Source organism: Klebsiella sp. C239, from assembly GCF_048822715.1.
Lineage (GTDB): Bacteria > Pseudomonadota > Gammaproteobacteria > Enterobacterales > Enterobacteriaceae > Klebsiella > Klebsiella quasipneumoniae.
The window spans coordinates 683,797-695,288 of the sequence record NZ_JBMEZK010000003.1 but is presented as its reverse complement, the minus strand read 5'-3'; the positions used below and the strand labels follow the sequence as shown (position 1 = coordinate 695,288).

General features: G+C 58.2%; 10 protein-coding genes. 6 read left to right on the top strand and 4 right to left on the bottom strand.

The window, feature by feature from the left end; genetic code table 11:
* Positions 1-231: 231 nt before the first annotated feature.
* The 4 genes from phnE (ACOI6Z_RS12220) to phnC form a co-directional block, all read right to left on the bottom strand.
* Positions 232-1,116 (bottom strand): phosphonate ABC transporter, permease protein PhnE, encoded by an 885-nt coding sequence (gene phnE, locus ACOI6Z_RS12220; protein WP_032453207.1) that lies wholly within the window; start codon positions 1,114-1,116, stop codon positions 232-234.
* On the bottom strand, positions 1,113-1,985 hold the full coding sequence (gene phnE / locus ACOI6Z_RS12215; protein WP_420687352.1) for a phosphonate ABC transporter, permease protein PhnE: 873 nt from the start codon (positions 1,983-1,985) through the stop codon (positions 1,113-1,115). Before phnE (ACOI6Z_RS12215) ends, phnE (ACOI6Z_RS12220) begins: the two co-directional genes overlap by 4 nt.
* A gap of 66 nt (positions 1,986-2,051) precedes the next feature.
* Positions 2,052-2,990, bottom strand: a complete 939-nt coding sequence (gene phnD, locus ACOI6Z_RS12210) for a phosphonate ABC transporter substrate-binding protein (protein WP_032428601.1) — start codon at positions 2,988-2,990, stop codon at positions 2,052-2,054.
* A gap of 22 nt (positions 2,991-3,012) precedes the next feature.
* A complete protein-coding gene (gene phnC, locus ACOI6Z_RS12205; protein ID WP_065812709.1) occupies positions 3,013-3,855 on the bottom strand; it encodes a phosphonate ABC transporter ATP-binding protein in 843 nt (280 codons plus the stop codon).
* Between the two features lie 842 nt (positions 3,856-4,697).
* On the opposite strand from phnC, the gene ecpR reads away from it, so the two are divergent.
* The 6 genes from ecpR (at position 4,698) to ACOI6Z_RS12175 (ending at position 11,491) form a co-directional block, all read left to right on the top strand.
* Complete coding sequence (gene ecpR, locus ACOI6Z_RS12200; protein ID WP_023288544.1) at positions 4,698-5,240, top strand: ECP biosynthesis operon DNA-binding transcriptional regulator EcpR; 543 nt, start codon at positions 4,698-4,700, stop codon at positions 5,238-5,240.
* Between the two features lie 73 nt (positions 5,241-5,313).
* Positions 5,314-5,901, top strand: a complete 588-nt coding sequence (ecpA, locus tag ACOI6Z_RS12195; protein ID WP_023288545.1) for a common pilus major fimbrillin subunit EcpA — start codon at positions 5,314-5,316, stop codon at positions 5,899-5,901.
* Positions 5,902-5,959: 58 nt separating this feature from the next.
* Positions 5,960-6,628, top strand: coding sequence for a hypothetical protein (locus tag ACOI6Z_RS12190; protein WP_023288546.1), 669 nt, complete (start codon positions 5,960-5,962; stop codon positions 6,626-6,628).
* A gap of 25 nt (positions 6,629-6,653) precedes the next feature.
* Positions 6,654-9,179 carry a fimbrial biogenesis outer membrane usher protein gene (locus ACOI6Z_RS12185; protein WP_023288547.1) on the top strand — a complete coding sequence of 842 codons (2,526 nt, stop codon included), beginning with the start codon at positions 6,654-6,656 and terminating at the stop codon, positions 9,177-9,179.
* The gene (ecpD, locus tag ACOI6Z_RS12180; protein ID WP_044521199.1) at positions 9,169-10,812 is read left to right on the top strand and encodes a fimbrial adhesin EcpD; all 1,644 of its coding nucleotides are present in this window, start codon (positions 9,169-9,171) and stop codon (positions 10,810-10,812) included. Before ACOI6Z_RS12185 ends, ecpD begins: the two co-directional genes overlap by 11 nt.
* The gene (locus ACOI6Z_RS12175; RefSeq protein ID WP_117128711.1) at positions 10,781-11,491 is read left to right on the top strand and encodes a fimbria/pilus periplasmic chaperone; all 711 of its coding nucleotides are present in this window, start codon (positions 10,781-10,783) and stop codon (positions 11,489-11,491) included. The genes ecpD and ACOI6Z_RS12175 overlap by 32 nt, the downstream gene beginning before the upstream one ends.
* The last annotated feature ends 1 nt before the right edge of the window (position 11,492 follow it).

Genomic DNA, 11,492 nt, shown 5'->3' with positions numbered 1-11,492 from the left:
GATTTTGAGGCCGCCAGCACCGGCAGTTTCAGCAACAATGGTGAATAAATTAACGACAGGTCGTAAGAACGTAGGCCGGGTAAGGCGCAGCCGCCACCCGGCATAAAGGCGGCTTCGTGCCGGTGGTCGTTGCCCGGCGGCGCTGCGCTTGCACGGGCCTACGGGGTGTGAGCCTGTGAGAGGATCCTCCAGGCCGGGCAAGGCGCAGCCGCCACCCGGCACAAAGGCGCGCTAGCGTTCCTCCTGATACAGCGGCACTACGGCGCCGCCGATATAGCGACGGCGCAGCCAGGCGGAGAGGGTGTCCATGATCATCACCACGGCCACCAGCAGCAGCGTGATAAACATCACCACATCCCAGTTCCACAGGCGCATATTCTCGGCATAGATAAGCCCGATACCGCCGGCGCCGACGAAGCCCAGCACCGCCGCGGAGCGGGTGTTGGATTCAATCTGGTACAGGCTCAGCGCGAGGAAGGTCGGGAACGACTGGGTAAAAATGCCAAAACGATGCTTTTGCAGGCCGTTCGCGCCCACGGCGGTCAGCCCGCGCCCGGGGGAGCGGTCCACGGCTTCGTGTCCTTCCGCGTACAACCGTCCCAGCAGACCGGTGTCCTGCATGATGATCGCCAGCACCCCGGCCAGCGGCCCGAGGCCTACCGCGCGCACGAAAATCAGCCCCCAGATAGCCATGTCGATCCCGCGCAGCACATCAAACAGGCGGCGCATCAGCAGGGCGAGGGTCCCCAGCACCACGCCGCGCATGATGTTGCGGGCGGCGAAGAAGGAGAGCAGCAGCGCCAGCACCGTGGCGGTGAGCGTCCCGGCGAAGACGATAGCCAGGGTAATGCCGATTTGAGTGAAGTAATAGCCGAACGGCCAGTTCCAGAAGTCGTGCCAGACGAACATCCGCGCCAGATAGCGGCCAATCTGCTGCAGGCCGGTGGTCAGCTGTTCGCCGCTGATGCCGAACTGCAGAAAAAACCAGACGTAATAGAGCACGCAGGCCAGCGCCACCAGCCCGACGTAGCGCAGGTAGCGCCCCTGGACCTGATAGAGCTGTTTATGCTGCCGACGGCTGGCGGCGATATCCGGTTGCATGTGCCAGACGCTCATTTCTTACCCTCCAGTACCCACAGGCGCAGACGACCGGACAGCATGTCCAGCGCCGACACCACCAGAATGATCAGCAACAGGGTGATGCTCACCTGATCGTAACGGTCGAGCTTGATGTTGGTCATCAGCTCCTGGCCGATGCCGCCCGCGCCCACCAGCCCGAGAATGGTCGACGAGCGGAAGTTGATTTCAAGCCGCATAAAGCCGTAGGAGAGAAACAGCGGCTTCACCTGCGGCCACAGGGCGAAGCGAATTTTCTGCAGCGGCGATGCGCCGCAGGCCGCCAGGCCGCGTACCGGTTTGTTTTGCGCGCTTTCCACCGCCTCGTAGAACAGTTTGGTCAGACTGCCGACGGTATGCAGCATGAGCGCCAGAAAGCCCGGGATCGCGCCGATGCCGAACGCCATCACAAAGATCACCGCCCACGCCAGCTCGGGCATGGTGCGCAAAAACGCCACCAGCACGCGAATGGCAAAGCGCACCGGCGCCGGGGACCAGGCGTTATTGGCGGCGAGAAACGCGAAAACCGTGGCAATGGCGACCGCCACCAGGGTTGAGGCCAGCGACAGCTGCAGGGTTTCCCAGATCAGCGGCAGCTGGATCGGCAGGCGATAGCCCCACCAGGCCAGCGACCCTTTGGTCTGCACGTCGGCGAACAGGTTGCCGGCGCTCAGGGGCGGAATGGTCTCTGCCATATAGTCCAGGAAGTGGGGCAGCGAGTGCCAGATAGTCAGCAGATTAAATTCCGCGGCGCTGCCGGCGGCAAAATAGAGCGCCAGCAACAGCAGCGACCAGCAGACGGCATCGCGCTTTTGCCGCGAGCGTACCTGCTGGTAATAGCGTTCAAATTCGATGTGGGTCGTCTTCATGCGTCGGGGATCTTCAACGTAGCGCCGCCGCTCACCTCAGGGCAAGCCGGCGGCGTTGAGGCAGGATTAACGCGCGCTCACCAGCTCGCGTTTCATATCGATAATCTGCTGGAAATCAGCCACGCTGCCCGGGCCGATGTGCTGCGTACCGCCCATCGCTTTGATAAAGCAGGCGTGATCCTCAGTATCCAGTTTTTTCACCGCCGCCACGACCTTCGCCTTAAAGTCCGCCGGCAGCGCATTGCTCACCAGGATCGGGCCGTTCGGGATCAGCGGCGATTGCCAGATAATGCGGATCTGCTTCATCAGATCCGGATGATCCATGCGAATCAGGCGGTTGAATGCGCCGGTGGTGTAGCCGGTGTTGTAATCGCCAACCATCGAGGCCCAGGTCACCGCCCCCGCGAACTGGCCATTCAGCACGCCGAGGATGTCCTGCTCGTGGCCACCGGAGAAGGTGACGCTGGAGAAGGTGTTGTTGTATTTATTGTCGGCGTTGCCGCCAAATTTTTCTTTAAACGCATGGTTAGGGATCAGATACCCGGAAGTGGAATCCGGGTCGGCGAAGCCAAAGGCTTTGCCTTTTAAATCGTCCAGCGTTTTATACGGGGAGTCGGCTTTGACAATCACCACCGAGTGATAGCCGCGAGACTGATCTTTGTCGTCCACGGCGATGCCGACGATATCCACCGCTTTCGGGTTGTTGAGATAAACCGAGGCGTAAGAGGAGGGGGACATGCTCAGCACCACGTCGACTTTACCCCCCAGCAGACCCTGAATCACCCCGGAATAGTCGGAAGAGTTACGCAGTTTGGTATCCACGTTTAGCTCTTTATCGAGGAAGGTCTTCACGCACTGGTTATCGCCGATTTGCTGGGTGGCGTTCTGGCCGCCGAGAATGCCCAGGTTCAGCTCTTTCGGCTGCGCCGCCGCTGCCTGCCATGCCATCATCATGCCCGCGACCATTGCGGATAAACGAACTGCGCCAGTCATATATTTTTTCATTATGTTGCCCGTGTGAGTGAAATTAATGCAATTGGCTAACGTCATCGCCGTACAGCTGCTGCAGTACATCCTGCGTCAGCCGGGCGGGGTGATCGTCAAAAATAAGCTGTCCGCTGGCGACGCCGATAACCCGGGTGCAGTAGGACCTGACCAGCTCCACCGAATGCAGGTTGACCATCACGCTGATGCCCTGCTCGCTAATCTCGCGCAGCACATCCATGATGCGCTGGGTGTTTTTCGGATCCAGCGAGGCGACAGGCTCGTCGGCCAGCAAGATCCCGGGGTTTTGCATCAGCGCCCGGCAGATCGCCACCCGCTGCATCTGCCCGCCGGAGAGGTTCTCCGCCCGCTGCAGCGCGTGCGGCAGCATGTTCATCCATTCAAGCAGCGCAATGGCGCGCGCCCGGTCGGCTGCGGGAAAGATTTTAAACAGCGATTTCAGGGTTGAAGTCTGGCTGAGGCGGCCCAGCAGAACGTTGGTGAGTACGTCGAGGCGCGGCACCAGGCAGAAGTCCTGGAAGATCATCCCGCAGTGGCTGCGCCAGGCGTTGAGCGCGCGGCCTTTCAGCCGGGAGACATCGTGCGGGGTACCGACTTCCGGGTAGCTAAGAATTTCGCCGCCGCTGGCGCTGTGGGTGCCATTGAGAACATGCAGGAGCGTCGATTTACCGGCTCCGGAGCGGCCAATAACCCCGACCATTTCACCGGCGTGCAGATCAAAGCTGATGCCGTCCAGCACCTTGTGCTGAGCCTCGTAGGCTTTACTCAGGTTACGCACGCTTAAGACCTTCCGCTGCCGGCCGGCATTGAGATCGCTGAACGGCTGGAAATCAGTTTCGGCCACCGCGGCAAGAGAGCTGTTCATAAGAGTGTCCAGGTTCGTCATTAACTGGCCACTATTAATAGGTCTTTATGTGAAATTTCGATGATGGTATTGCGAACAAACCGTGAACAGGCGGGAAAGGGCGGCGGTGAGCGGTCCACCCGCGCGCGCGTGGCGCGCTGGCGAAGCGCCGAAAAGCGGCTATGCTTTCGGGGGCGCGAAGACAGGCGCCCCTTGACGGCAGGAACCCTCGTCAATCTTCGCTTAATCTTGCTGATGAGAACTGTTATATCGAATAGATAATGCGTCTGCCTTTGTTTAGCATTCAACATTCCGCAGGTATTAACATATACATAACTATTTTGTGCGGCAGGTTAATCTATTCATGAGTCTTATGTATTGGTGAATCATCCTGGTTGTTGCTTGTTTTTGGATTTATATTCTTTATTTTTTAATAAATTTGGTTTATTCGACAACTTCATTCTATCCTCCATTAAGAATATTCCTAACATAATAGGGTGAAGATCCTGGGTAATATAAAATTCAGATAAGAATCGACGGTAATATTGTCAATAACCTCATGAAAATAAATGTCTTTTTTCTTTCCTCAAAAAAACGATATTTTCAGTTTTTGTAAATATTGACCTGGGCGCGAAATTCATTGCCTTTCCGCATGTTGACACTCTATAGGAAAAAACTTAAATTCAACGCCAAGCAGAAAATAATTATAGTTTAACCCCGCTTATCCAATATTGATAGGTGATGCGTGTCTTATTTAATGGCGATTTATTAAAGGAATGGAATACGCCAGTTAACTTTATAGGCCTGGCAAGCAGTGACGTTGTAAAAATGATTACTTCAAGGACTATGAGGTTAAAAACTATATGGAATATAAAAGCTGTTCCGATAAGTATATTTGGTCTGCCCATGACTCCTACTTCTATAAAGGATTATCCGAACTGATTGTAGATATCGACGAATTAATTTATCTGTCGCTAGAGAAAATCAGAAGAGATTTCGTGTTTATCAATCTCAATACGGCTTCGTTAAACGAATTTATCAGGCGCGACAGCGAATGGCTATCCGCGGTAAAGGGGAAACAGGTCGTATTAATTGCGGCCAGAAAGTCAGAGGCCTTAGCGAATTACTGGTATTACAATAGCGATATTCGCGGCGTGGTATATGTTGGCCTGAGTCGCGATATTCGAAAAGAGCTGGCCTATGTGATTAATGGCAGGTTTCTCCGTAAAGATATTAAGAAAGATAAAATTACAGACCGGGAAATGAAAATTATCCGCATGACCGCCCAGGGCATGCAGCCGAAATCGATCGCCAGAATTGAAAATTGTAGCGTGAAGACAGTGTATACCCATCGGCGCAATGCTGAGGCCAAGCTGTATTCCAAAATATATAAGTTAGTTCAGTAACACCCAGGCAAGTTAATTTTTGAATGGTTCACCGGGACATCATGTCCTTAATTCAACTCAGGAAGAAAAAGCGATGAAAAAAAAGGTTCTGGCAATAGCTCTGGTAACGGCGTTTACCGGTATGGGTGTGGCGCAGGCTGCTGACGTAACGGCTCAGGCTGTAGCGACCTGGTCTGCGACCGCCAAAAAAGACACCACCAGCAAACTGGTCGTCACCCCGCTCGGCAGCCTGGCGTTCCAGTATGCCGAAGGCGTGAAAGGTTTTAACTCACAGAAAGGTCTGTTTGACGTGGCAATTGAGGGTGACGCAACGGCGACCGCCTTTAAGCTGACCTCGCGTCTTATCACCAACACCTTAACCCAGCTGGATACCTCCGGCTCCACGCTGAGCGTGGGCGTGGATTATAACGGCGCAGCGGTGGAAAAAACCGGTGATACCGTGATGATCGATACCGCCAACAACATTCTGGGCGGCAACCTCAGCGCGCTGGCTAATGGCTACAACGCCAGCGGTCGCACCACCGCGCAGGATGGTTTCACCTTCTCTATCATCAGCGGCACCACTGACGGCACCACCGCCGTGACCGATTACAGCACCCTGCCGGAAGGGATCTGGAGCGGCGACGTTAGCGTCCAGTTCGACGCCACCTGGACCAGCTGATCCTTCTGATGCACCAGCAGGGGGGGCTCCCCCTGCTTTTTTCACGGACGGAATTGTTATGAAAAAGCACCTTCTGGCCCTCGGGCTGCTGCTTGCCGGAGTATCGCCGGCGCAGGCGCTGGATGTCGGCGATATCTCATCTTTTATGAACAGCGGCAGCAGCACGCTGAGCAAAACGATCAAGAACAGCACCGACAGCGGCCGGCTGATCAATATCCATCTCGAACGGCTCTCTTCCCCGCTGGATGACGGACAGGTTATCCCGATGGATAAACCGGATGAGGTGCTGCTCACTCCCGCCAGCCTGCTGTTACCCGCCCAGGCCAGCGATGTGATCCGCTTCTTCTACAAAGGCCCGGCGGATGACAAAGAGCGCTACTACCGCATTGTCTGGTTCGACCAGGCGCTCAGCGATGCCCAGCGCGATAACGCCACCCGCAGCGCGGTGGCCACCGCTTCCGCCCGCATCGGCACCATCCTGGTGGTGGCGCCCCGGCAGGTGAACTACCGCTTTCAGTACGCCAACGGCTCCCTGACCAACACCGGGAACGCGACGCTGCGGATCCTCGCCTACGGCCCTTGCCTGAAGGCCGCCGAGGGTAAGGAGTGTAAAGAGAACTACTACCTGATGCCGGGTAAATCACGCCGTTTTACGCGCGTGGACACGGCGGATAAAAAAGGACGGGTTGCGCTTTGGCAGGGTGAGCAGTTTGTTCCCGTGAAATAGACAGCTGTGCAGATGGATAACGACGATGCCTCTACAACGGATTTCCCCAGGACTGAAAACACGGCTTGCCTTCGGCATGTTTTTTTTGTTCGTTCAGCCCGACGCCAGCGCGGCTGCCCCAGGGGCGCAGCAGATTGGCGGGGTGATTATTCCGCAGGCCTTCAGCCAGGCGCTGCAGGACGGCATGAGCGTTCCGCTCTATATTCATCTTGCCGGCAGCCAGGACACCCGGGACGATCAGCGGATCGGCAGCGCCTTTATCTGGCTGGACGGCGGCCAGCTGCGCGTTCGGCAGATCCGGCTGGAGGACAATGAGGGTAACGCCAGCGTCAGCGAACAGACCCGCCAGCAGCTGACTGGCCTCGCCAACGCCCCGTTCAGCGAGGCGCTCACCATCACGCTGACCGACAGCGCGCAGCTGGATCTCAGCCTGCGCCAGCTGCTGCTGCAGCTGGTGGTCAAGCGCGAGGCGCTGGGCACCGTGCTGCGCTCGCGCAGCGAAGACATCGGCCAGTCGAGCGTCAACGCCCTCAGCAGCAACCTGAGCTATAACCTCGGCGTCTATAACAACCAGATGCGCAACGGCGGGAGCAACACCTCCAGCTATCTGTCGCTGAACAACGTCACGGCGCTGCGTGAGCATCATGTGGTGCTCGACGGCTCGCTGTACGGGATCGGCAGCGGTCAGCAGGACAGTGAATTATATAAGGCCATGTATGAACGTGATTTCGCCGGCCACCGCTTTGCCGGCGGGATGCTTGACACCTGGAACCTGCAGTCCCTGGGGCCGATGACCGCTATTTCGGCGGGCAAGATTTACGGCCTTTCCTGGGGGAACCAGGCCAGCTCCACCGTCTTCGACAACAGCCAGTCCGCCACGCCGGTGATCGCCTTTCTGCCGGCGGCGGGCGAGGTGCATCTCACTCGTGACGGCCGGTTGCTGAGCGTCCAGAACTTCGCCATGGGGAACCATGAAGTGGATACCCGCGGCCTGCCGTACGGTATTTACGACGTGGAGGTCGAGGTGATCGTCAACGGGCGGGTGGTCAGCAAACGCACCCAGCGGGTCAATAAGCTGTTCAGCCGGGGACGCGGCGCCGGCGCGCCGCTGGCGTGGCAGGTGTGGGGCGGCAGTTTTCATATGGATCGCTGGTCGGAGAGCGGGAAAAAGACCCGGCCGGCGAAAGAGAGCTGGCTGGCGGGCCTCTCGGCCTCCGGGTCGCTCAGCACCCTGAGCTGGGCGGCAACGGGCTATGGCTACGACAACCAGGCGGTGGGAGAAACCCGCCTGACGCTGCCGCTGGGCGAGTCGATCAACGTTAACCTGCAAAATATGCTGGCCAGCGACAGCTCGTGGAGCAGCGTCGGCAGCATCAGCGCCACGCTGCCGGGGGGCTTTAGTTCAGTGTGGGTCAACCAGGAGAGAACCCGCATTGGCGATCAGTTGCGGCGCAGCGATGCCGACAACCGGGCGATCGGCGGCACCCTCAACCTCAACGCGCTGTGGTCGAAGCTGGGGACGTTCAGCGTCAGCTACAACGATGACCGTCGCTACAACAGCCATTACTACACCGCGGATTACTATCAGACGGTCTACAGCGGCGCCTTTGGCTCGCTCGGCCTGCGGGCGGGGATCCAGCGCTATAACAATGGCGACAGCAGCGCCAACACCGGGAAATATATCGCCCTCGATCTGTCGCTGCCGCTGGGCAACTGGTTCAGCGCCGGGATGACCCATCAGAACGGCTACACCATGGCTAACCTCTCAGCGCGCAAGCAGTTTGATGAAGGCACCATTCGCACCATCGGCGCCAATCTGTCGCGGGCCATCTCCGGCGATACCGGGGATGACAAAACCCTCAGCGGCGGGGCGTATGCCCAGTTCGACGCCCGCTACGCCAGCGGCACGCTGAACGTTAACAGCGCGGCGGACGGCTACGTCAACACCAACCTCACCGCCAGCGGCAGCGTCGGCTGGCAGGGCAAAAACATCGCCGCCAGCGGACGAACCGACGGCAACGCCGGGGTGATCTTCAACACCGGGCTGGAGGATGACGGTCAGATCAGCGCCAGGGTCAACGGGCGGATCTTCCCGCTCAGCGGCAAGCGTAACTATCTGCCGCTCTCACCCTATGGACGCTATGAGGTGGAGCTGCAAAACAGCAAAAACTCGCTCGACAGTTACGACATCGTCAGCGGGCGCAAGAGTCATCTGACCCTCTATCCCGGCAACGTGGCGGTGATTGAGCCTGAGGTGAAGCAGATGGTCACCGTCTCCGGTCGTATTCGGGCGGAAGACGGCACGCTGCTGGCGAATGCGCGGATTAACAACCATATCGGCCGTACCCGTACCGATGAAAACGGCGAGTTCGTCATGGATGTGGATAAGAAATACCCCACGATCGATTTCAGCTACGGCGGCAATAAAACCTGCGAAGTGGCGCTGGAGCTCAGCCAGGCGCGCGGCGCCGTCTGGGTGGGGGATGTGGTTTGCAGCGGCCTCTCGTCGTGGGCGGCGGCGCAGCAGACAGGAGAAGAGAATGAAAGTTAACCCCTTAATCGCCCTGGCGATCCTCGCGCTGCTCTGGCCGGCGGCCGCGCTCAGGGCGGCGGTGTCGAAGACCACGTGGTCGGATGCGCCGGCGCGCGAGTTTGTGTTTGTGGAAAACAACTCCGACGACAACTTTTTCGTCACCCCCGGCGGGGCGCTGGATCCGCGCATGACCGGCGCCAACCGCTGGACCGGCTTAAAATACACCGGCTCCGGGACCATCTATCAGCAGAGTCTCGGCTATATCGATAACGGCTACAACACCGGGCTCAATGCCAACTGGAAGTTTGATATGTGGCTGGAAAACTCGCCGGTTTCGCACCCCTTAACCGGCCTGCGCTGCATCAACTGGTACGCCGGGTGCGATATGGCCACCAGTCTGATCCTGCCGCAAACCACCGACGCCAGCGGGTTCTATGGCGCGACGGTGACCAGCGGCGGCGCGAAGTGGATGCACGGTATGATGTCGGACGCCTTCTATCAGTATCTGCAGCAGATGCCGGTCGGCGGCAGCTTCACGATGACCATCAATGCCTGCCAGACCTCGGTGAACTACGACGCCAGCAGCGGCGCGCGCTGTAAGGATCAGGCCTCCGGCAACTGGTATGTGCGCAACGTCACCCACACCAAAGCCGCGAGCCTGCGGTTGATAAACACCCACTCGCTGGCGGAGGTGTTTATCAACAGCGATGGCGTGCCAACCCTTGGGGAAGGGAACGCCGACTGCCGGACACAGACTATCGGCAGCCGTTCAGGATTAAGCTGTAAGATGGTCAACTATACCTTGCAGACCAATGGGTTAAGCAACACCTCGATCCATATTTTCCCGGCGATCGCCAACTCGTCGCTGGCCTCGGCCGTCGGGGCGTACGATATGCAGTTCAGCCTCAACGGCAGCTCATGGAAGCCGGTGAGCAATACCGCCTATTACTACACCTTCAACGAGATGAAGAGCTCAGACGCAATCTATGTGTTCTTCTCCAGCAACTTCTTTAAGCAGATGGTGAATCTCGGGATCAGCGATATCAATACCAAGGATCTGTTCAACTTTCGCTTCCAGAACACCACCTCGCCGGAGTCAGGCTGGTATGAGTTTTCCACCTCCAACACGCTGATTATCAAGCCCCGTGATTTCAGCATCAGCATTATCTCCGACGAATATACCTCGGCGCCGTCGCGGGAGGGGTATGTCGGCAGCGGCGAACCGGCGCTCGATTTCGGCTACATCGTCACCACCAGCGGTAAAACGGCCGCCGACGAAGTGCTGATCAAAGTGACCGGACCGGCGCAGGTGATTGGCGGGCGCTCCTACTGTCTCTTTAGCTCCGATGACGGTACGGCGAAAGTGCCGTTCCCGGCGACGCTCTCTTTTATCACCCGCAGCGGCGCGACGCAGACCTACGACGCCGGGTGCGATGACAGCTGGCGGGATATGACCGATGCGCTGTGGCTGACCACGCCGTGGACCGATATCTCCGGCGAAGTGGGGCAGATGGATAAGACCACGGTGAAATTCTCGATTCCGATGGATAACGCCATTTCGCTGCGGACGGTAGATGATAATGGCTGGTTTGGCGAAGTCAGCGCTTCAGGAGAGATTCATGTCCAGGCGACGTGGCGCAACATTAACTAAGGCCCTGCTGACGGTGGGCTGCCTGCTGGTGGCTCCGCTGTCGCAGGCTATCTCGGTCGGCAACCTGACCTTTTCCCTGCCGGCTGAAGCGGATTTCGCCAGCAAACGGGTGGTCAACAACAATAAAAGCGCGCGGCTGTACCGCATCGCCGTCAGCGCCATCGATCGCCCGGGCGGCAGCGAAGTGCGCTCCCGGCCGGTGGATGGCGAGCTGCTGTTCGCCCCCCGTCAGCTGGCGCTGCAGGCCGGGGAGAGCGAATACTTCAAATTTTACTATCATGGCCCGCGGGACAATCGCGAGCGCTATTATCGGGTCTCGTTTCGCGAAATCCCCACCCGCAACCTGACGAGGCGCGGCCCGACCGGCGGCGAGGTCAGCATGGAGCCGGTGGTGGTGATGGATACCATTCTGGTGGTGCGCCCGCGCGAGGTGCAGTTTAAATGGTCTTTCGATAAGGTGGCCGGGACGGTGAGCAATACCGGCAATACCTGGTTTAAGCTGCTGATTAAGCCAGGATGCGATTCGACCGAAGAGGAGGGGGACGCGTGGTATCTGCGTCCCGGGAACGTGGTTCGCCAGCCGGCGCTGCGCCAGCCGGGGAACCACTATCTGGTCTATAACGACAAATTTATTAAGATCAGCGATACCTGCCCGCTGAAGCCCCGCCCCGCGGAGTGAA